We start from the raw sequence: 21,039 nt of genomic DNA on the forward strand, positions 1-21,039 counted from the left end.
GTTCGGGCGTGCGCAGCGCGGTAGTGACCACGACGCCGGGTGTTCCCGGCGTGCCGCACTGACGTTTCCGTCGACGAGGCCCCGGGGCGATCCGCTCCGGGGCCTCGCGGCGTTCCGGGCCTGCTCGCCTCCGGGTCGTACCCGATCAAGGAGAGCGACATGATCGACCACCGCAGGCTCGGCCGGGAGCTGGAGCTTTTCGTCTCCGACCCGCTCGCGGGCGCCGGACTCCCGATCTGGCTGCCGGCCGGCGCCGCCGCCCGGCACGCCGTCGAGGAGTACGTCCGGGAACTGGAGCGCCGGGCCGGCTACCGGCACGTCTACTCGCCGCCGCTGGGCAAGCGGGAGCTGTTCGAGCTGTCCGGGCACCTGGGCTACTTCGCCGACGACATGTTCCCGCCGATGCGGCTGAGCGCCGACGACGAGTTCGTGCTGCGCCCGGCGCTCTGCCCGCACCACGCGCTGGTGTTCCGCGCCCGCGGCCGCTCCTACCGGGAACTGCCGCTGCGCATCGCCGAACTGGGCGGGATGTACCGGGCGGAGCGCTCCGGTGTGCTCGGCGGACTGTCCCGGGTGCGCGCCATCTCGCTGAACGACGCGCACAACTTCTGCGCGTTGGAGCAGGTCGGCGACGAGGTCCGCGAGATCCTGCGGCTGATCGGCGAGGCGCACGCCGCGCTCGGCGTCCGTCCCGCCGGGTTCCGGTTGTCGCTGCGCGGGCCGGACCATCGGTACGTGGGCGACGACGCCGGCTGGGCACGCGCCGAGGAACTGCTCCGCGCCGCGCTCGACGGGGTGGACGTCGTCGAGGCGCCCGGCGAGGCCGCGTTCTACGGCCCGAAGATCGACATTCAGATCGTGGACGCGGCCGGCCGGGAGTCGACCATCTCCACCGTCCAGCTCGACTTCGACAAGCCGGAGCGGTTCGACCTGTCGTACACCGACTCGGACGGCCGCCGGAAACGGCCGGTGATGGTGCACCGGAGCCTCGTCGGCAGCATGGAGCGGCTGTTCGCGTACCTGATCGAGGTGCACGAGGGTGCCTTCCCCGCCTGGTACGCCCCGGTGCAGTTGCTGCTGCTCCCGGTGGACGCGGCGCAGGCCGGCGCGGCTGTCGGGCTGGCCCGACGGGCCGAGGCGGCCGGGCTGCGGGCCGAGGTGGACCACGCCGGTTCGCTCGGCGCGCGGATCCGGGACGCGTCCCGCCGCCGCGTCCCGTACACCGGGGTTCTCGGCCCCCGGGAGGCGGCCGACGGGTCGGTCTCGCTGCGCCTGCGCGACGGCCGGGTGCTCGACCCGATGCCCGCCGAGCAGGCGCTGGGCCTGGTCGGCGCGGTGGTCGCGAGCCGGTCGGCGGGGCTGCTCCCGGCCTGACCCCGGCCCGTCCGGGTGCCGGTGAGGCACCCGGACGGGGCCCGGTGTCGGACCTGTGGCCGGGTCCATGTCAGTTCCCGACCGGCGTGCCGGCGCCGGCACGCATTCCCGGCGGGCCGGCCGGAGCGGGTGCCGGCACCTCGTCTTCGATCACCGCGCCGCTGAACTGCGCCCGGTAGAGCCGGGCGTACGCGCCACCGGCGGCGACGAGCTGCTCGTGGGTGCCCTGCTCCACGATCCGGCCCTGCTCCATCATCAGGATCAGGTCGGCGTCACGGATGGTGGACAGCCGGTGCGCGATGACGAAGCTCGTCCGGTCCGAGCGCAGCGCCGCCATGGCGCGCTGGAGCAGCACCTCGGTCCGGGTGTCCACCGAGCTGGTCGCCTCGTCCAGGATCAGCAGCGACGGCTCGGCCAGGAACGCCCGGGCGATGGTGATGAGCTGCTTCTCCCCGGCGCTGACGTTGCTGCCCTCCTCGTCGATCACCGTGTCGTAGCCGTCCGGCAGGCTGCGGACGAACCGGTCCACGAACGTCGCCCGGGCGGCGGCGAGGATCTCCTCCTCGGTGGCGTCCGGCCGGCCGTAGGCGATGTTGTCCCGGATGGTCCCGCCGAACAGCCAGGTGTCCTGGAGCACCATGCCGATCCGCCCGCGCAGGTCGTCGCGGCGCATCGTGGAGATGTCCACGCCGTCCAGCGTGATCCGCCCGGCGTCCAGCTCGTAGAACCGCATGACCAGGTTCACCAGCGTGGTCTTGCCGGCGCCGGTGGGGCCGACGATGGCGACCGTGTGACCCGGCTCGGCGACCAGCGACAGGTCGTCGATGAGCGGCTTCTCCGGGTCGTACCGGAAGGAGACGTGCTCGAACTCGACCCGCCCGTGCGGGTCGGCGACCCGGGCCGGCTCGGCCGGGTCCGGGCTCTGCTCGCCGGCGTCGAGCACGGCGAAGACGCGCTCGGCCGAGGCCACGCCGGACTGCAGCAGGTTGGCCATCGACGCGACCTGGGTGAGCGGCTGGGTGAACTGCCGCGAGTACTGGATGAACGCCTGCACGTCACCGAGGCTCATCGAGCCCGACGCCACCCGCAGGCCGCCGACGACGGCGATTGCCACGTAGCTGAGGTTCCCGATGAAGAACATCGCCGGCATGATCAGCCCGGAGACGAACTGCGCGCCGAATCCGGCCCGGAACAACTCCTCGTTCTTGGCGTGGAAGGCGGCCTCGACCTCCTTCTGCCGGCCGAAGACCTTGACCAGCTCGTGCCCGGTGTACGCCTCCTCGATCTGGCCGTTCAGCTCGCCGGTGTGCTTCCACTGCGCGATGAACTTGCCCTGCGACCGCTTGGCGATCTGGCCGGTGACCACCACCGACAGCGGCACCGCGACGAGCGCGACGACCGCCAGCAGCGGCGAGATCCAGAACATCATCCCGAGTACGCCGACGACGGTGAGCAGCGACGTGAGCAACTGGCTCAGCGTCTGCTGGAGCGTCTGCGACACGTTGTCGATGTCGTTGGTGACCCGGCTGAGCAGCTCACCGCGGGGCTGCTTGTCGAAGTAGGGCAGCGGCAGCCGGTTGAGCTTGTCCTCCACGTCGGCGCGCAGCGTCAGCACGGTGCGCTGCACCACGCCGTTGAGCACCCAGCCCTGCGCCCACTGGAGCATGCTGGCGCCGACGTAGAGCACGACGGCGAACGCCAGCACCCGGCCCAGCGCGTCGAAGTCGATGCCGGCGCCGGGGATCACGTCCATCCGGGCCAGCATGTCGGCGAAGTTGCCGTTGCCCTCGGCGCGGGCCGCCTCCGCCGCCGCCTCGGTGGTGGTGCCGGGTGGCAGCTGCCGCCCGATCACGCCGCTGAAGATGATGTCGGTGGCGTGGCCGAGCACCTTCGGCCCGATGACGCTGAGCCCGACGCTGGCCAGGGCCAGCGCGAGCACGCCGGTGAGCTGGAGCCGGTACGGCCGCAGCCGCCCCAGCAACCGGCGCGCCGACGGCCCGAAGTTCATCGCCTTCTCGGCCGGCATGCCCATGCTCATGTGCGGCGGGCCGCCGCCGGGCCGCCGCCCGGCCGGAGGCAGCCGCGTCGGCTCGTTCTTCTGCTGCGGTACCGACGAGGTCACGCGGCCACCTCCGCCGTCTGCTGCGACGCGACGATCTCGGCGTACGTGGGGCAGCTCTCCAGCAGTTCCTCATGTCGTCCCATCCCGACGACACCCCCGTCCTCGAGCACGATGATCTGGTCGGCGTCGACGATCGTGGAGACCCGCTGGGCCACGATCACCACCGCCGCGTCCGCGGTGACCGGCTTGAGGGCGGCCCGCAGCCGGGCGTCCGTGCCGAGGTCGAGCGCGGAGAAGGAGTCGTCGAAGAGGTAGATCTCCGGTTTGCGGACGAGCGCGCGGGCGATGGCCAGGCGTTGCCGCTGGCCGCCGGAGACGTTCGTGCCACCCTGCGCGATCGGCGCCTCCAGCCCGCCCGGCATCTCGGCGACGAAGTCGCGCGCCTGGGCGATCTCCAGCGCGGCCCACAGGTCGGCGTCGGTGGCGTCCGGGTTGCCGTAGCGCAGGTTGCTGGCGACGGTGCCGGTGAACAGGTACGGCCGCTGGGGCACCAGCCCGATCCGCCGCCACAGCTCGTCCGGGGCCAGGTCCCGTACGTCCACGCCGTCCACCAGGACCGCGCCGGCGGTCGGGTCGACCAGCCGGGGGATGAGCGTCAGCAGCGTGGTCTTGCCGGCGCCGGTGGAACCGATGATCGCCGTGGTCCGGCCCGGTCCGGCGCGGAACGAGATGTCGTGCAGCACCGGGGCGCTCGCGCCCGGGTACTGGAATCCGGCGCCGCGCAACTCCAGCTCGCCCCGGCCGGTGACCTCGGTGACCGGGTCGGCCGCCGGCACCACCGACGAGTCGGTGTCCAGCACCTCCTCGATGCGCTCGGCGCAGACCGCCGCCCGGGGCACCATCATCAGCATGAAGGTGGCCATCATGACCGCCATCAGGATCTGCATCAGGTACTGCAGGAACGCGGTGAGCGCGCCGACCTGGATCTGACCGGAGTCGACCCGTGCGGCGCCGAACCAGAGCACCGCGACGCTGGAGACGTTCAGCACCAGCATCACGATCGGGAAGATCAGCGCCTGGAGTCGCCCGATCCGCAGCGCGGTGGTGGTCAGGTCGGTGTTCGCGACCCGGAACCGGTCGGTCTCGTACGGCTCGCGGACGAACGCCCGGACCACCCGGATGCCGGTGATCTGCTCGCGCAGCACCCGGTTGACGGTGTCGATCCGGGTCTGCATGAGCCGGAAGCCCGGCACCATCCGGCGGATGATCAGGCCCAGCGCGACTGCCAGCACCGGTACGCAGACCAGCATCAGCCAGGAGAGCCCGACGTCCTCGCGCAGCGCCATCACCACGCCGCCGACGCTCATGATCGGCGCGGCCACCAGCATGGTGCAGCTCAGCAGCACCAGCATCTGCACCTGCTGGACGTCGTTGGTGTTACGGGTGATCAGGGACGGCGCCCCGAACCGGGCGACCTCGCGGGCGGAGAAGCTGTTGACGCGCCGGAAGATCGAGCCGCGTACGTCGCGGCCGAACGCCATCGCGGTCTTCGCGCCGAAGTAGACGGCGGCGATCGAGCAGGCGATCTGGAGCAGGCTGACCACCAGCATCCATCCGCCCGTACGCATGATCTGGTCGGTGTCGCCGACGGCGACGCCCCGGTCGATGATGTCGGCGTTCAGGCTCGGCAGGTAGAGCGAGGCGATGGTGCCGACGAACTGGAACGCCACCACGGCGGCCAGCCATCGTCGGTACGGGCGCAGATGTGTGCGGAGCAGGCGGATCAACACGGATGGCTCCCCGTTGGCGGCTCGGTGTCGGACTCGCTGTCCCGGTTCAACCGACGGAGGTCCCCGTCGGACATGCCGGTGATGATTTCGATCAGGAACTCGCGGATCACCGCCCGGTTGGCCGGGTCGGCGTCGACCGACGTCAACGGCCGGTCGCTGTGGATCATGTCGATGATGGCGCGGGCGTGCTCGCCGCCCTTGTCGGTCAGCGTGAGCCGGACCGTGCGGCGGTCCTCCGGTGCGCGGCGGCGGCTGACGAAGCCGTCGCGTTCGAGCGTGTCCACGATGCCGGTGAGCGTGGCGGGCCGGACGAAGCACAGCTCCGCCATTTCTCGGTGGCTCACGTCGCCGGAGCGGAGCAGGATCATCAGGACCCGCATGCCGGCGGACGTGAGGCCGTGGTGTTCGGCCAGGTAACGCCCCCAGTGCTGCTCGACGACGTGACCGGCGATCGAGACCAGCCGGCCGAGTGGCGCGTGGTGCAACGCGTCGGGGAAGCGGACGAGCGGTCCCATGTTCACGAGCGTCAGATTAGCTCCCGAACCATCAGGGCCCAAACTATTTCTGAGAATCTCCTCAGCCGCGGTCGGCGCGCGCCCGGGGTGCGCCGGGCCTGGCCTGCCGACGGTGCGCGCCGAGGAGGCCGGGGACGGCCCACCCGCCGAGGCCGAGCCGGCCCGGGACCGTCCCCGGACCTCGGCTCATCCGCCGAGGGCCACCGCCAGCGCGGCGGCCACGAAGGCGACCTGGAGCGCCGTACGCACGCCGAGCGGGGTCACCGGACGGCCGGCGAGCGTGAGGCGACGCCGTGCGGCGGACACGTTCGCCGGGAACATGGCGAGCATCAGCAGCACCAGCCCGGCCGCCGCCCAGCGCGCGGTGGCCGGGAAGAGCAGGGCGAGCGCGCCGGCGAGTTCCAGCACGCCGGTGACGGTGACCAGCAGGGCGGGCCGGGGCAGGGACGGCGGGACCATCGCGATCAGGTCCGCCCGGCGGGACGCGAAGTGGGCCACGCCGGTCAGCACGAACATCAGCGCCAGCCCGACCCGCAGCGCGGGGTGCCACCCGTCCAGGGCGTCCACGCCGAGCAGGCCGGCGATCCGGGCCAGCGCGGTGCCGGCGAGGAGTGCGATCAGGGGTGCCATTGTCGATCCCTCCGACGAGTATCTTGTCAGTGACAAGATTGCGCGACGGGTGCCATCTTGTCAATGACAAGTTAGGGTGGCGGCATGGCCTCGTATCACCACGGCGACCTCCGCCGCGTCCTGCTGAGCACCGCGGCCGAGGCGATCGCCGAGTCCGGGCCGGTCGCGCTGAGCCTGCGGGAGCTGGCCCGGCGCGCCGGGGTCTCGCACGCCGCGCCCGCGCACCACTTCGGCGACAAGGCCGGGCTGCTCACCGCGCTCGCCACCCAGGGCTTCGACCTGCTCGCCGACGCCCTGCGGCAGGCCGGGGACGACCTGCTCGACACCGGAGTGGCCTACGTCGGGTTCGCGGTGCGGCACCGGGCGCACTTCGACGTCATGTTCCGGCCCGAGCTGTACCGGTCCGACGACCCGGAGCTGGTCGCCGCCCGGACGCGGTCCGGGGAACTGCTGCGCGGCGGCGTCGCCCGGCACACCGGGCGGGAGCCGGACACGGACGCGCTGGCCGCCTGGTCGATCGTGCACGGCTTCGCCACGCTCTGGCTCTCCGGCGCACTGCCGCCCCGGGTGGGCGACGACCCGGAGGCCGCCGCCCGCACCGTGATCGGGCGGTTGTTCGACTGATCCGGCGGACCGGCCGGGGCGTCACCAGCTCGTCGGCAGCGGCATCCCCTCGGTGTACCCGGCGGCGCTCTGCACGCCGACGAGCGCCCGCTCGTGGAACTCCTCCAGGCTGCGCGCCCCCGCGTACGTGAACGCGCTGCGCACGCCCGAGATGATCTCGTCGATCAGGTCCTCGACGCCGGGCCGGTTCGGGTCCAGGTACATCCGGGCCGAGGAGATGCCCTCCTCGAAGATCGCCTTCCGGGCCCTGTCGAACGCGCTGTCCTCGGCCGTCCGGGCGCTCACCGCACGCGACGACGCCATCCCGAAGCTCTCCTTGTAGCGCCGCCCGTCGGCGTCGGTGTAGAGGTCGCCGGGGGACTCGTAGGTGCCGGCGAACCAGGAGCCGATCATCACGTTCGAGGCGCCCGCCGCGAGCGCCAGCGCCACGTCCCGCGGGTGCCGTACGCCGCCGTCGGCCCAGACGTGCCGCCCCAGCGAACGAGCCGCCGCGGCACAGTCGAGCACCGCCGAGAACTGCGGACGGCCCACGCCGGTCATCATCCGGGTGGTGCACATCGCGCCCGGACCGACGCCCACCTTCACGATGTCCGCGCCCGCGTCCACCAGGTCCCGTACGCCGTCGGCGGTCACCACGTTCCCGGCCGCCACCGGCACCGGCGGGTCCAGCCGTCGGACCGCCCGCAGCGCCTGGAGCATCCGCTCCTGGTGCCCGTGCGCGGTGTCCACGACGAGCGTGTCCACCCCCGCCTCCAGCAGCGCGGCGGCCTTGCCGGTGACGTCGCCGTTGATGCCCACGGCGGCGGCGATCCGCAGCCGGCCCCGGTCGTCCACAGCGGGCTTGTAGAGCGTGGCGCGCAGCGCGCCCTGCCGGGTCAGCACCCCGACCAGGCGGCCGTCGCCGTCCACCACCGGCGCGATCCGCCGCCGGCCCGCCGACAGCCGGTCGAATCCGGTACGCGGGTCCGCGTCCGCCCCAACGGTGTGCAGCTCGGTCGACATCACGTGCCGGAGCTGGGCGAAGCGGTCCACCCCGACGGTGTCCGCCTCGGTCACCACGCCCATCGGCCGGCCGTCCGCGTCGACCACGACCACCGCGCCGTGCGAGCGCTTCGGCAGCAGGTGGATGGCGTCGCCGACGGTGTCGGTCGGGCCGAGCGTGATCGCCGTGTCGTGCACCAGGTGCCGCTGCTTGACCCAGCCGACCACGTCGGCGACGACCTCGATCGGGATGTCCTGCGGGATCACCGCCACCGCGCCGCGCCGGGCCACGGTCTCGGCCATCCGCCGGCCCGCGACGGCTGTCATGTTCGCCACCACGAGCGGGATCGTGGTGCCGGTCCCGTCGGTGGTGGCCAGGTCGACGTCGAGCCGGGAGCCCACCTCGGAACGGTTGGGCGCCATGAAGACGTCGTTGTATGTCAGGTCGTGCGCGGGGACCGCGCCGTGAAGGAACCGCACCCGGCCATCATTCCCGCCCGAGCGCGGTCCCGCCGCCGGTGGTGGCTCACACCACCCCCCGGCCCGCGTCGTCAGGCGATGGTGCAGATCGCCGCGCCGGCGGTGATCACCGCGCCGACCTCGGCGGCGAGCCCGCTCACCGTGCCGGCCTTGTGCGCGTGCAGCGGCTGCTCCATCTTCATCGCCTCCAGGACCACGACGAGGTCGCCCTCGGCCACCTCGTCGCCGTCGGCGACGGCGATCTTCACGATCGTGCCCTGCATGGGGGAGGTGAGCGTGTCGCCGCTGACCGCGGCGCCCGCCTTGCCGCCGCCACCCCGGCGGGCCGGCTTCTTCGCGGCGGGCGCGGCTGCCGCCGTACCCGCGCCGAGCCCGGCGGGGAGGACGACCTCCAGCCGCTTGCCGCCCACCTCGACCACCACGGTCTCGCGCCCGGCCGGCTCGTCGGCGGCGCCCGCGGCGGCGGTGAAGGCCGGGACGGTGTTGTCCCACTCGGTCTCGATCCACCGGGTGTGCACGGTGAACGGCTCGGCGGTGAACGCCTCGTCGCGGATCACCAGGCGGTGGAAGGGCAGCGCGGTGGCCATGCCGTCGACCACCATCTCGTCGAGCGCGCGGCGGGCCCGCTCCAGCGCCTCGGTACGCGTCTCGCCGACGATGATCACCTTCGCCAGCAGCGAGTCGAAGTTGCCGCCGATCACGTCGCCGGCCGAGATGCCGGTGTCCACCCGCACACCCGGCCCGGAGGGCAGGCGCAGGGCGGTGACGGTGCCCGGGGCGGGCAGGAAGTTGCGGCCCGGGTCCTCGCCGTTGATCCGGAACTCGATGGCGTGCCCACGCGGCGTCGGGTCCTCGGTGAAGCGCAGCTTCTCCCCGTCGGCGATGCGGAACTGCTCGCGCACCAGGTCGATGCCGGCGGTCTCCTCGGTGACCGGGTGCTCGACCTGGAGCCGCGTGTTGACCTCCAGGAACGAGATCGTGCCGTCCGCGCCGACCAGGTATTCCACGGTGCCGGCGCCGTGGTAGCCGGCCTCCCGGCAGATGGCCTTGGCGCTGTCGTGGATCTGGGCCCGCTGGGCCTCGGTGAGGAACGGCGCGGGCGCCTCCTCGACCAGCTTCTGGTGGCGGCGCTGCAACGAGCAGTCCCGGGTACCCACCACGATCACGTTGCCGTGCTGGTCGGCCAGCACCTGCGCCTCGACGTGGCGCGGCTTGTCCAGGTAGCGCTCGACGAAGCACTCGCCCCGGCCGAACGCGGCGACCGCCTCGCGGGTGGCCGACTCGAACAGGTGCGGGATCTCCTCCATGGTGCGGGCGACCTTGAGGCCCCGCCCGCCTCCGCCGAAGGCGGCCTTGATGGCGACCGGCAGGCCGTGGTCGACGGCGAACGCCATCACCTCGTCGGCGTTGCCGACCGGGTCCGGGGTGCCGGGCACCAGCGGCGCACCGGCCCGCTGCGCGATGTGCCGGGCGGTCACCTTGTCGCCCAGGTCGCGGATCGCCTGCGGGGTGGGGCCGATCCAGGTCAGCCCGGCGTCGATGACGGCCTGGGCGAAGTCGGCGTTCTCGGAGAGGAAGCCGTAGCCGGGGTGCACCGCGTCCGCGCCGGAGCGGGCCGCCACGTCGATCAGCTTGTCGATGCGCAGGTAGCTGTCGGCGGCGGTGTCGCCACCGAGGGCGTACGCCTCGTCGGCGAGCGTGGCGTGCAGGGCGTCCCGGTCGGAGTCCGCGTAGACGGCGACGCTGGCCAGCCCGGCGTCGCGGCAGGCGCGGATGACGCGGACGGCGATCTCGCCGCGGTTGGCGATGAGAACCTTGCGCACCTTGTGGCTCCTCCCGGGAGGTCGTTGCCGGGAGTTTAGCGGCCGAGCTGCGGAGCCTAACGATCGCTCAGTGTGGGATGCGGCACTGTAGTCAAACTTGGTTATTACGCTTGTCCCGTGTCGGCAACACGGATGATGATTCTGGGTCTGGTCAGGTGGATGCAGCCGGTGCACGGCTACGACGTGCGCCGTGAGCTGCTGAGCTGGAGTGCGGACAAGTGGGCCAACGTGCAGCCCGGTTCGATCTACCACGCGCTGCGCAAACTCACCGACGAGGGCCTGCTCCGGACCGTCTCGGTCGAGCAGGTGGGCGCCCGCCCGGCCCGCACCACGTACGAGGTGACGCCGAAGGGGGAGGACGAGTTCGAGACGTTGCTGCGGGCGCAGTGGTGGCAGGTCCAGGAGCCGCCGGACCCGTTCGTCGCGGCGTTCTCGTTCCTGCCGGCGATGCCGCGCGAGGAGGCCGCGGCGGCGCTGCGCAACCGGGCGAACCTGCTCCGGGCTGGGGTCGAGTCGATGCGCGCCTCGCTCGACTCGGACTGGGTGCGCACCCGCAAGCCGGTGCACGTCGGGTGGATGTTCGAGCTGTGGCTGGCCCGCGCCGAGGCGGAGACGGCCTGGTGCGAGCGGATCGCGGAGCGGATCGAGTCGGGAGTGTCGTACCTGCCCGATGGGATGGAGCGGGCCGAGGGCTGGTCGGGCTGGTCCGACGGATCACGGTGACACGACATAATCAACGTTGACCAGAAGAGCTATATCGCGTTAGCCTCAGCGGGAATCGCGGGGGATTCGTGCGTCCTCGCGGACGATCGGCGGCCGCTCAGGTCCGCCCGGACGACCAGGAGCAGAAATGATCGAGACCAGGGGGTTGCGGAAGTCGTACCGCTCCCGCGCGGGTCGCGAGACGAAGACAGTGGACGCGGTCCGCGGCGTCAACCTCGACGTCGCAGCGGGGGAGATCTTCGGCTTCCTCGGGCCCAACGGCGCCGGCAAGACGACCACGCTGCGGATGCTCGCCACGCTCATCGAGCCGGACGGCGGCGAGGCCACCGTGGCCGGCGCCGACCTGCGCAAGGACCCGGCCGAGGTGCGCCGCCGGATCGGGTACGTGGCCCAGGGCGGCAGCACCTGGGACGAGTCGAGCGCCCGCGAGGAGCTGGTGCTCCAGGCCCGCCTCTACGGCATCGGCAAGGCCGACGCGCACCGCCGTGCCGAGCGCGCGCTCGAAGCGTTCCAGCTCGTCGAGTACGCCGACCGCAAGTGCAAGACCTACTCCGGCGGCCAGCGCCGGCGCGTCGAGATCGCGCTCGGCATCATCCACGAGCCGAAGATCGTCTTCCTGGACGAGCCGACCACCGGCCTGGACCCGCAGAGCCGCGCGCACATGTGGGACGAGATCCGCCGGCTGCGTACCGAGGGGATGACCGTCTTCATCACCACGCACTACCTGGACGAGGCGGACGCCCTCTGCGACCGAATCGCGATCATGGACCACGGCGAGGTGGTCGCCGAGGGCACACCGGCCGAGCTGAAGCGGGAGATCTCCGGCGAGGTGGTGATCGTCGGCCTGGACGCGCCGAGCACCCCGCGCGCCGCCGAGCTGCTCGACACCGAGGCGTACGTGAGCAAGCTGGAAACCGTCGACGAGGGTGGCCTGCGCCTCTACGTCGACGAGGGCGCCACCGCCATCCCGCAGGTGCTGCGCCGTCTCGACCATGCCGGGCTGGACCTGCGCTCGATCGAGCTGCACCGCCCCAGCCTCGACGACGTCTTCCTCACCAAGACCGGCCGCTCGCTGCGCGAGTCCTGACCCCCGGAGAAGCTGTCATGAAACTCGCCCGCGACACCTGGCTGATCTTCCAGCGCCAGACGCAACTGCTGCTGCGCAACCCGGTCTGGATCTTCGTCGGCGTCTTCCAGCCGGTGATGTACCTGCTCCTGTTCGCCCCGCTGCTCAAGCCCGCGCTGAACGCGCCCACCCAGGCCGCCGCGTACAAGATCTTCGTGCCCGGCCTGCTCGTGCTGCTGGCCATCTTCGGCGGCCTGTTCCAGGGCTTCGGCCTGATCGCCGAGCTGCGGGCCGGCGTGATCGAACGCTCCCGGGTCACCCCGGTCAGCCGGCTCGCCCTGCTGCTCGGCCGCTCGCTGCGCGACGTGGTCTCGCTGATCGCGCAGGCGATCATCATCACGCTGCTGGCGCTCGCGTTCGACCTGCGGGTGTTCATCGGCAACCTGCTCCTGGCGTACCTGATGCTCGCCCTCATCGCGCTGATGACCTCGGCCGTCTCCTACGGCATCGCGCTCAAGGTCAAGAGCGAGGACGCGCTCGCCCCGCTGATGAACACCGTCGCGCAGCCGGTGCTGCTGCTCTCCGGCATCCTGCTGCCGCTCACCTTCGCCCCCGGCTGGCTCCAGGGCGTGGCCAAGTGGAACCCGTTCTCCTGGGCGGTCGAGGGGACCCGCGCGCTGTTCAACGGCGACCTCGGCAACGACCGCGTCTGGCAGGGCCTCGGCATCATCGCGGTGCTCGCCGCCGCGGGCGTGTTCTGGGCCGCCCGCCAGTTCGCCCGCAGCGTCCGCTGAGCAGGGGAGACGTACCTCTCAGCAGGCAGGGGGCACCGGTGTCACGCGCGTAGCGTGGGCCGGTGCCCCGCCTCACCCGTGACCGGATCACCTGGCTGACCTACGCCCAGCTCGGTCTCTGGGGCTTCTTCCTCTACGGGTTCGGCCCGGTCGTACCCCTGCTCCGCGATGAACAGGGCACCAGCGCCGCCGTCGCCGGCCTGCACAGCACCGGCATCGCTGTGGGCGCGCTCGCCGGCGGCGCGCTGTTCGCCCCGGTCGCCCGCCGCCTCGGCCGTGGCCCCGCCATCTGGCTCGGCCTCGCCGGCGTCGCCGCCGGCGTCACCGCGCTCGGCCTGCTCCGCCCGCTGCCCGCCACGCTCGCCGCCGTCGCGGTCATCGCCACCTTCGGCATGATGGTCGTCAGCGGCGTCAGCGTGGTGCTCACCGCCCGGCACGGACCCGCCGCCCCCGCCGCGCTCACCGAGGCCAACGCGGCCTGCGCCGGCATGGGCATCCTGGCGCCGCTGACCATCGGCGCCAGCGTCGACGCCGGTCTCGGCTGGCGACCGCTGATGGCCGTCGAGGTCGGGATGATCACGCTGGTCGCGCTCGCGGCCCTGACCTTCCGGGTACGCGTGCCGCAACGCGCCCCCGCTGCCGCGGCTGCCGGCATGCCGGTCCCCGTCGCCGCCCCCACCCGGGTGCCCGCCGTCCCCGCTCCCGGGGTGGCCGAGGCCGTCGCGCCCGCTCCTGCCGTCCCCGCTTCGGTCGTTCCCGCCTCCGGTGCCGCCGAAGCCGCCGCGCCCGCTCACTCCGTCCCGGCTTCGGCAGTTCCCGCCTCCGGGACGCCCGTTTCCTCCGGCTCCGGTGCGGCGGGGTGGCTGCCGCGTGCGTACTGGATCGCCTGGGTCTTGATGTCCGTCACCGGGTCGATCGAAGTGTGCCTGTCGCTGTGGACGGCCGATGTGCTGCGGACCCACGCCGGGCTGAGCGCGGGCGGGGCGTCGGCCGCGGTCGCCGCGATCGTCTGCGGCATGTTCGCCGGCCGGATCGCCGGTGGCCGGGCCGCGTTGCGCTGGGCGCCGGTACCGCTGCTGCTCGGCGCGCTCACCGTCTCACTGGCCGGGTTCGGGCTGTTCTGGGCCAGCACGGTCGGCTGGCTGGCGGTCACCGGGCTGGTCGTGCTCGGGCTCGGCAACGCGCTGCACTACCCGTTGGCGATCTCGATCGCGCTGGCCGTGGCCGGTCCGGCCGCCGACAAGGCGGCGGGCTGGTCCGCGTACTCGATGGGTGTGGGTTTCGGGATCGCGCCGGTGGCGCTCGGGTGGGTGGCCGACGGCGTCGGCCCGCACCCGGCGTTCCTGCTGCTGCCCGCGTTGATCGCGGTGGCGGTGCTGCTCACGGTGCGGCTGGGGCGTGCCCTGCCTGCGCCGGTCCGCGCGGCTTGATCGACTCCACTACGGCGAGGTGGCGGCTTCCGGAGATCAGGGGTACCGCCACCACGGCGAGATTGTGTTCGGCCGGCTCAGAGCACCCGGGCGAGCGTGACGCCGTCGGCGATCGGCAGCATGACCGCCTCGACGCGGACGTCAGCGATCACCGCGTCGTTGAAGGCGGCGATCGCCCGGTCGTCGGCGTTGCGCGGGGCGAGCACGCGGCCGTCGCGCAGCGTGTTGTCGACGGCGATCACCGCGCCGGGACGCATGCGGGGCACCAGCTCGTCCCAGTAGATCGGGTAGCCGACCTTGTCCGCGTCGATGAACGCGAAGTCCAGGTGACGCTCGCGGGGCAGCTCGCGCAGCGTCTGCGCGGCCGGGCCGATGCGCAGCTCGATGCGGTCCTGCACGCCGGCGCGCTCCCAGTAGCGCCGGGCCACGCCCGTGTACTCCTCGGAGATGTCGAAGCAGGTCAACCGGCCGCCCTCGGCCAGCCCACGGGCGATCGCCAGCGACGAGAGGCCGGTGAACGTGCCCACCTCGACCGCCTGCCGTACGCCGAGCAGCCGGGTCAGGAACGTCAGGAACGCCGCCTGCTCCGGCGCGACCTGCATGACCGCCTCGGCGGGCAGGGCCGCGAGGGTCTCCTCGGCCAGCTCCCGGACGATCTCGTCCGGCGCTGACCCGTGGGCCACCAGATAGGCGTGCAGTTCCGGGGTGAGCGGCAGCGGCTTCGTGGTCATGTCCGGACGTTAGCCGAGATGTTCGATCTCCTGGCCCCCGGGCGCGACCTTCGTCCACAGGTCCACGATGCTCAGGTCCACCTCGGCGAGCAGCCGGCGCAGCAGCGGCAGGGACAAGCCCACCACCGTGCCCGGGTCGCCCTCGATCCCGGTCAGGAACGCCCCACCAAGTCCGTCGATGGTGAACGCGCCGGCCACGGCCAGCGGCTCGCCCGTCGCCACGTACGCGGCGATCTCCTCGTCGCTGATGTCGGCGAAGTGCACGGTGGTCGAGGCGACCGCCTCGGCCCGGGACTCGTGGGTCACGTCGATCAGGCAGTGCCCGGTGTGCAGCACACCGCTGCGCCCGCGCATCCGCTGCCACCGCCGGGTCGCGTCCGCCGCGTCGTCAGGCTTGCCGAGGATCTCCCCGTCGAAGGCGAGCACCGAGTCGCAGCCGAGCACCAGCGTGCGCTCGTCCGGCGAGGGCCGCAGCCGATCGCGTACGGCCTGCGCCTTCAGCCGGGCCAGTTCCAGGCACAGATCCTCGGCCCGGTCGCTCACCACCTGCGACTCGTCCACGCCGCTGACCAGCACGTCGGGCTCGATCCCGGCGGCCTGGAGCAGCTTGCGGCGGGCGGGGGACTGCGAGGCGAGCACGAGGCGCACCGGTACGGAGGTCGACACCCCGCCGACGCTACCGGCTGACCCTCGGCGGCGGGTCGTCGGCGCGTCGGCGACGCCGCCAAAACAGGTACCCGCCGCCCGCCGCCACCAGGACACCCAGGGTGGCGAGCCCGCGTGCGGTGGCGGCTTTGTCGCCGCCCTTCTCGGGTGCTGCCTCCGCCGACGCCGGTGGCGTGACGTTCGAGGACTCGAAGCCGAGCGGGGGGACGTCGGCGGTGAGCGCGGCGACCAGATCGATGACGCCGTAGCCGTACTGGTCGTCGCGGCCGGGTGGTCCCTTGTCGACGGCGGTGGCGGTCAGCCGGTGGGCGACTTCCTGGGCGGGGAGGTCGGGGTACTTAGAGCGAATGAGAGCAGCAGCCCCGGCAACGATCGCGGTGGCGCTGGAAGTCCCTGTGCCCTTCGAGTACTTGCCGTCGTAGCTGGTGCTGTAGATATCAACGGCAGGGGCAGCGATATCAATCTTGGATCCTGTGACCGAGATTGGAGCATGGTTGCCGGCCTGATCTGTGCCACTTACGGCGACGACGCCTTCCTCTGCGGCTGGATAGCCGATTGCGGCGGCTTCGGGGAGGTTACCGACGCCCGCAATGACGACTATGTCGGCGGCCAGCGCATTCTTAACTGAGCGAATCAATTTCTCACTTGTGACGCCTGCGCTCGAGATGCTTATAACTTCGACATGTTGCGTGACTGCATAATCTATCGCCTCGGCGAGCTTGTCGGCCTCGCCGTAGTTGTCTGATGTGGACGATATTATTGGGAGAATCTTGGCTTCCGGTGCTATGCCGAGTGCGCCGATTTCCCCGGCAGAGCCATGGGCTGCGATGAGTCCTGCCATGGCGGTTCCGTGGCTGTTTGTGTCATGTAAGGCGTCGTTGGTGCCCGTCAGAATATTCCTGCCCTGAAGCAGGTTTTGGGACAGGTCCGGATGAGGGTCAACGCCAGTATCAGGGACGGCCACTAGGACCCCTGCGCCGCGAGAGATCTTATGAGCTTCGGGTACCTTGAGGAAGGTCAGATGCCACTGATCTTTGCGGACGCGGGAGGCATCCTCCGGGGCGGCTGGCTGGACTGCCTGGGCTGAGATGAAACTGACTATGGCCAAGATCGAGAGGGCTGCACGCATACCGAATCAGTCAACGATCTCGACCGATGGCTGGTCCAGGATCGATCGGACCGTCGTCGGGCGGAGGCAGCACGACTGGATTAACCCCTTGATCAGTCTCCCATGGGTGGTCTGGATCCCATGGTCGAAGTACTCCACTCGTTTCATTCTGGCGACCGGATCGGCCGCTCGAAGAGGGATAGCCGCCCAGAGGTGATCCGCCCACGGGACCCATCATTGAGCTTCTGCCAATTCCGGGGCGCGACCCAGCGTTGCCAGCGGGTGCTGTACCCGCGCCGCCGCCTCCGATGACGCCACCCACGGGATTCACCCTGCGGGGCGTGGCATTAGGAGGGGATGGCTGGACGAGACCTGGGCCGAATGGCTGACCGATTAATCCGTTCGGCTGCGCCCGGGGGAGCGCGTTCTTCGGCGCCTCGCCTGAAACTGGTCTGCCTGTGAAGGGGTGCGGTCGCGCATCACGCGAAAATGAGTTAGAGCCAGGAGTGGTTGGCGGAAGGGGGGCCGAGTTTGGCAACGCTGGGGGAGTCGATGGAGCGGTCGGTGTGGCGGTATTTGGAGAAGGGGCCAGGGTGGAACCGGCGCTGCCAAGGACAGGCCCGACACCTACGGTGGGGGGAGTTGGTGGCCTTTGGCTGGAAGTGCCGGTTAGCGGCACTGGCTTTGGCCTGGAACCTGAACTTGTGACTGCAACCGGAACGATTGGTGGAATAACAGGTGTTGCCCCGCTGGCCCCATAGACATCTGGGTTGTTCGTCTCGATTCCAGGCCGAGGAACAGCCGGCGGGCGCTGGAGCATGACCTGGGCGTGCTGGAGTTCGCCGCTCAACCCCGTCATCAACCCGCGCGCCCGTACGTTCAGCTGCTCCAGGTCGTCGTCCGTCACCGGCGGCCGCTCCGGCAACCGGCTGCCCGCCACCGCCTTCGGGTCGGCGATCGTCGCCTCGTACGCCTGCTTCTGCCGCAGCTTCTTCGCGTACTCCTCGTGCAGCGGTTGCAGCTCGGCCCGCGCGCTGCCGATGGCGCGGGCGGCGGCTGCCAGCGCGTCGTAGTTCGCGGCGGCGGCGTCGTGGGTACGCTGCACGCGGTCGATGAGCTGGTCGAGTTCGCCGATGTACGCCCGCGCGGCGGTGTTGGTCTCGGGCGGCCATGCCTCGGCCAGGCCGCGACGGTATTCGCGCAGGCGGCTCAGGTGGGCCAGGGCGAGGTCGCAGACCTTGCGCCAACCGGCGACCTGCTTCCACTGGCCGGTGGTGTCCTGGTCCTGCACGCACGCCCACATGCTGAGGACGTCCATCAGCCGCCAGTCGGTCAGCCCGGACGTGCGTCCGCTGCCCCGTTCGATCACGGCAGGATCACCCGGCTCTGTTCGGGGGCGGTGGGGTCGGCCAGCGGCGGCATCGGGCGGGCGACGGTGCTGGACGGGCCGGCGAGCGCTCGTTCCACGTCGGCCACCCGGGCGGAGGAGAACGCGTCGGCGTCGCCGTAGCGGGCGGCGATTTGTCCGGCGGCGTCGGCGAGGCGGCCGGTCGCCGGTGCGAGATCCCAGACGGCGCTCACCGCAGCGGTCTGGGTGTCGTGGTGGGCCTGGAGGAACTGGACCAGCTCGATGAAGGCGTCCGCCGGGTTGGGCACCGGCGCCTTCATGTCGTCGGCGATGTAGGACAGGTGCGGCGCGTAGTTGCGTGTCACCTCGTCCTGGAGGCGGTCGGCGAACTCCCGCATCTGTCGGATGTCGGCCTCGATGCCGCCGTAGCCGCGCAGCCAGCCGGCTGGCTGGTTGTCCTCCGGGATCATCGGAGCCTCCTGCCCGTCACCACACGGTTTCCCTGAGTGAGGTTAATGGCTCGAAGCTGATCCCGGCAGCCCCGCAACGTCGCCGTGGGCGGGAGGCGAGGTCAGCGGGGGAGGCCGGAGGCCCGCCACGCGCCGGGGCCCGCGATGGGCCCGGCCAGGGCGGGGCGTGCGCTGCGCGCCCACTGCGACACGGGGGCCGGCGCGGCGGCCTGGGCCGGGCGGGTGCGCACCACGATCGCGCCGACCAGAGCGGCCAGCTCCTCGGCGGTGGGCACGCCACGGACGATCCGGAACAGCGGCTCCTCGGCAGACATGACCCAAGGGTACGCGTCGCGAATTCGACCTTCGCCGTACAGTGGCGTGCCGACGGTGTGGGCGTCGCAGCGGCCGGGTACGGTTTCTGCGATGTCGAACGCGCTCCCCCAACTCGTCGCCGACCGGTACCGGCTTCTCACGCCGCTCGGTCAGGGCGGCATGGGCCGCGTCTGGAAGGCGCGGGACGAGGTGCTGCACCGGGACGTGGCCATCAAGGAACTGGTCCCGCCCCCCGGCCTCACCCCGGAGGAGCGCCGCGAGATGCGCGAGCGCTCGCTGCGTGAGGCGCGGGCGATCGCCCGCCTCAACAACATCAACGTGGTCCGCATCTTCGACGTGCTGCGCACCGACGGCGATCCGTGGATCGTCATGGAGTACGTGGCGTCGAAGTCGTTGCAGGACACCATCGCCGAGGACGGCCCGGTCACCCCGGCCAAGGCGGTCGAGATCGGCCTCGGCGTGCTGAACGCGCTGAAGGCCGCGCACAAGGCCGGCATCATGCACCGCGACGTCAAGCCGGGCAACGTGCTGCTCGGCGAGGACGGCCGCGTGGTGCTCACCGACTTCGGCCTGGCCACCATCCCCGGCGACCCGAACGTGACGCGCACCGGCATGGTGCTGGGCTCGCCCGCGTACATCTCGCCGGAGCGCGCCCGCGACGGCACGGCCGGTCCGGAGGCGGACCTCTGGTCGCTCGGCGCCACGCTCTACGCGGCCGTCGAGGGCAAGTCGCCGTACGCGCGCCCGTCGGCGATCGCCACGCTGGCCGCGCTCGCCACCGAGCCGATGCCGCCGCCGCGCAACGCCGGGCCGCTCAAGCCGGTGCTCCAGGGCCTGCTGCGCAAGGACCCGGACGAGCGGATCACCGCCGAGGTGGCGGAGCGCATGCTGCGCAAGGCCGCCGGCCGGCGGGCCAAGAGCATCTCGCTGCTGGACGGCGTACGCCGGCCGGGGCCGAACGGTCCGCGCGTGCCGCGCCCGCCGCTGGTGCCCGCGCCGCGCCCCGCCGACCAGGCCGAACGTGCCGCGTCCGGGGTCGCCGCAACCGGGGGTACGGCGGCAGCCGCCGACCCGACGGCGAAGGTGCCGGCGCCCACCTCGGACGCCGGGCCCACCGCGAAGGTGACCCCGCCGCCCGCCGACCCGACGGCGAAGCTCGACCCGGCGCCCTCGGCCGACGAGACGCTTGTGGACGACGAGGCGCGGGTGGACGGCGTCGACCCGGCGCTGGACGAGACGCGGCTCGACGGCGAGGCGGTCACCGACACCCCGGCGCCGGTGAGCCCGCCCGTGACCGGCTCCGCGCCGGTCAGCCCGGCTCCCGTGCAGGAGGCGTCGTCGACCGGCCGCGCGACGGTGCTGCCGGTCGAGAAGTCCGCGCCCAACCGGCGCAACCTGCTGATCGGCGCGCTGGTCCTCCTGCTGCTCGTCGGCCTGGTGGTGGCCGTGCCGCTGCTGAACAACGGTGACGACGGCGACGGCGGTGAGCCGACGGCGGGCACCTCCGCGTCGGCGGCGGCGCCACCCGCGCCGAGCGAGAGCGCGTCGCCGAGCGCCCCGGCGGCCAGCGCGTCGGCCAGCCCCACGCCGTCGGCCAGCCCGTCGGCGTCGGGGTTCACGCTGCCGGCCGGATGGCGTCTCTACACCGGTCCGAACGGTTTCAAGGTGCCGATCCCGAACGGTTTCGAGGCGCGGGTCCGCAGCGACAATGTCGTGCTCTACGAGGTCGGCGGCGCTCGGCGGGTGCTGTTCATCCAGTGGACGTCGAACCCGAAGCCCGACGCGTACGCCGACTGGAAGGGCCAGGAGTCGAGCCGGCGTAACTACGTGCGCAACTACAAGCTGGTCGGCATCACCAAGTGCGACGGCTACTACCGCACCTACGCCGACTGGGACTGGCTGGAGACCCGTGACGACGGCACCCGCTTCCACGTCCGTAACCGGGGTGTGGCGACGGCCAGCAACCGGGGCTTCGCGCTGCGCTGGGAGGTGCCCGCGAAGGACTGGGACGCCAACCTGGCCAACTGGGAGATCATCACCAAGGGCTTCGTGCCGGACCGCAAGAACTGACCGGGAATCCCGCCGGTCACGAAACTCGCTCGCATGGCT

The 21,039-nt window shown here is 71.9% G+C and carries 19 protein-coding genes; 8 read left to right on the plus strand and 11 right to left on the minus strand.

Going from position 1 to position 21,039, the window contains the following annotated elements; all coding sequences use genetic code 11:
* The first annotated feature begins 159 nt into the window (after positions 1-159).
* Positions 160-1,374: a threonine--tRNA ligase gene (gene thrS, locus V6U82_RS07545; RefSeq protein ID WP_334460058.1), complete on the plus strand. Its 1,215-nt coding sequence runs from the start codon at positions 160-162 to the stop codon at positions 1,372-1,374.
* A gap of 70 nt (positions 1,375-1,444) precedes the next feature.
* Here thrS and V6U82_RS07550 read toward each other — a convergent pair whose 3' ends face one another.
* The 4 genes from V6U82_RS07550 to V6U82_RS07565 form a co-directional block, all read right to left on the minus strand.
* Entirely contained in the window at positions 1,445-3,400 is a 1,956-nt protein-coding gene (locus V6U82_RS07550; protein ID WP_420901027.1) for an ABC transporter ATP-binding protein, read from the minus strand.
* 92 nt (positions 3,401-3,492) lie between these two features.
* Entirely contained in the window at positions 3,493-5,226 is a 1,734-nt protein-coding gene (locus V6U82_RS07555; protein WP_334460060.1) for an ABC transporter ATP-binding protein, read from the minus strand.
* Positions 5,220-5,741 carry a MarR family winged helix-turn-helix transcriptional regulator gene (locus V6U82_RS07560; protein ID WP_128136730.1) on the minus strand — a complete coding sequence of 174 codons (522 nt, stop codon included), beginning with the start codon at positions 5,739-5,741 and terminating at the stop codon, positions 5,220-5,222. The genes V6U82_RS07555 and V6U82_RS07560 overlap by 7 nt, the downstream gene beginning before the upstream one ends.
* Before the next feature lie 186 nt (positions 5,742-5,927).
* Positions 5,928-6,371, minus strand: a complete 444-nt coding sequence (locus V6U82_RS07565) for a DoxX family protein (RefSeq protein WP_128136729.1) — start codon at positions 6,369-6,371, stop codon at positions 5,928-5,930.
* An 84-nt stretch (positions 6,372-6,455) separates the two neighbouring features.
* Between V6U82_RS07565 and V6U82_RS07570 the strand changes: the two genes are divergently transcribed.
* Positions 6,456-6,995 (plus strand): TetR/AcrR family transcriptional regulator, encoded by a 540-nt coding sequence (locus V6U82_RS07570; protein WP_334460063.1) that lies wholly within the window; start codon positions 6,456-6,458, stop codon positions 6,993-6,995.
* Positions 6,996-7,016: 21 nt separating this feature from the next.
* Here the strand turns inward: V6U82_RS07570 and V6U82_RS07575 are convergent, their stop codons facing one another.
* Together V6U82_RS07575 and V6U82_RS07580 are read right to left on the minus strand one after the other, a co-directional pair.
* A complete protein-coding gene (locus tag V6U82_RS07575) occupies positions 7,017-8,456 on the minus strand; it encodes a GuaB1 family IMP dehydrogenase-related protein (protein WP_128136727.1) in 1,440 nt (479 codons plus the stop codon).
* A 71-nt stretch (positions 8,457-8,527) separates the two neighbouring features.
* Positions 8,528-10,279: an acetyl/propionyl/methylcrotonyl-CoA carboxylase subunit alpha gene (locus tag V6U82_RS07580; protein ID WP_334460065.1), complete on the minus strand. Its 1,752-nt coding sequence runs from the start codon at positions 10,277-10,279 to the stop codon at positions 8,528-8,530.
* A 132-nt stretch (positions 10,280-10,411) separates the two neighbouring features.
* Between V6U82_RS07580 and V6U82_RS07585 the strand changes: the two genes are divergently transcribed.
* The 4 genes from V6U82_RS07585 to V6U82_RS07600 all read left to right on the plus strand — a co-directional run bounded on the left by V6U82_RS07585 (position 10,412) and on the right by V6U82_RS07600 (position 14,292).
* Positions 10,412-11,002 (plus strand): PadR family transcriptional regulator, encoded by a 591-nt coding sequence (locus tag V6U82_RS07585; protein WP_334460318.1) that lies wholly within the window; start codon positions 10,412-10,414, stop codon positions 11,000-11,002.
* Positions 11,003-11,129: 127 nt separating this feature from the next.
* Positions 11,130-12,089 carry an ATP-binding cassette domain-containing protein gene (locus tag V6U82_RS07590; protein WP_128136725.1) on the plus strand — a complete coding sequence of 320 codons (960 nt, stop codon included), beginning with the start codon at positions 11,130-11,132 and terminating at the stop codon, positions 12,087-12,089.
* Positions 12,090-12,106: 17 nt separating this feature from the next.
* Positions 12,107-12,862 carry an ABC transporter permease gene (locus V6U82_RS07595; protein WP_013284036.1) on the plus strand — a complete coding sequence of 252 codons (756 nt, stop codon included), beginning with the start codon at positions 12,107-12,109 and terminating at the stop codon, positions 12,860-12,862.
* Between the two features lie 62 nt (positions 12,863-12,924).
* On the plus strand, positions 12,925-14,292 hold the full coding sequence (locus tag V6U82_RS07600) for an MFS transporter (RefSeq protein ID WP_334460069.1): 1,368 nt from the start codon (positions 12,925-12,927) through the stop codon (positions 14,290-14,292).
* Positions 14,293-14,369: 77 nt separating this feature from the next.
* Here the strand turns inward: V6U82_RS07600 and V6U82_RS07605 are convergent, their stop codons facing one another.
* Genes V6U82_RS07605 through V6U82_RS07615 form a run of 3 tightly spaced genes read right to left on the minus strand, consistent with a single transcriptional unit; the run spans position 14,370 to position 16,818 of the window.
* Positions 14,370-15,023, minus strand: a complete 654-nt coding sequence (locus V6U82_RS07605) for an O-methyltransferase (RefSeq protein WP_128138339.1) — start codon at positions 15,021-15,023, stop codon at positions 14,370-14,372.
* 9 nt (positions 15,024-15,032) lie between these two features.
* Positions 15,033-15,689 (minus strand): Maf family protein, encoded by a 657-nt coding sequence (locus tag V6U82_RS07610; RefSeq protein WP_128138340.1) that lies wholly within the window; start codon positions 15,687-15,689, stop codon positions 15,033-15,035.
* Between the two features lie 10 nt (positions 15,690-15,699).
* Positions 15,700-16,818, minus strand: a complete 1,119-nt coding sequence (locus V6U82_RS07615) for a S8 family serine peptidase (RefSeq protein WP_334460071.1) — start codon at positions 16,816-16,818, stop codon at positions 15,700-15,702.
* A gap of 797 nt (positions 16,819-17,615) precedes the next feature.
* On the opposite strand from V6U82_RS07615, the gene V6U82_RS07620 reads away from it, so the two are divergent.
* A complete protein-coding gene (locus V6U82_RS07620) occupies positions 17,616-17,870 on the plus strand; it encodes a hypothetical protein (RefSeq protein ID WP_334460072.1) in 255 nt (84 codons plus the stop codon).
* Positions 17,871-18,162: 292 nt separating this feature from the next.
* Here V6U82_RS07620 and V6U82_RS07625 read toward each other — a convergent pair whose 3' ends face one another.
* Together V6U82_RS07625 and V6U82_RS07630 are read right to left on the minus strand one after the other, a co-directional pair.
* Positions 18,163-18,615 carry a hypothetical protein gene (locus tag V6U82_RS07625; RefSeq protein WP_120571645.1) on the minus strand — a complete coding sequence of 151 codons (453 nt, stop codon included), beginning with the start codon at positions 18,613-18,615 and terminating at the stop codon, positions 18,163-18,165.
* Between the two features lie 101 nt (positions 18,616-18,716).
* On the minus strand, positions 18,717-18,929 hold the full coding sequence (locus V6U82_RS07630; RefSeq protein WP_120571644.1) for an acyl-CoA carboxylase subunit epsilon: 213 nt from the start codon (positions 18,927-18,929) through the stop codon (positions 18,717-18,719).
* Positions 18,930-19,020: 91 nt separating this feature from the next.
* On the opposite strand from V6U82_RS07630, the gene V6U82_RS07635 reads away from it, so the two are divergent.
* Positions 19,021-21,000, plus strand: coding sequence for a serine/threonine-protein kinase (locus tag V6U82_RS07635; protein WP_334460074.1), 1,980 nt, complete (start codon positions 19,021-19,023; stop codon positions 20,998-21,000).
* Positions 21,001-21,039 lie beyond the last annotated feature (39 nt).

It is taken from the genome of Micromonospora sp. CPCC 205554, assembly GCF_036902745.1.
Taxonomy (GTDB): Bacteria; Actinomycetota; Actinomycetes; order Mycobacteriales; family Micromonosporaceae; genus Micromonospora; species Micromonospora tulbaghiae.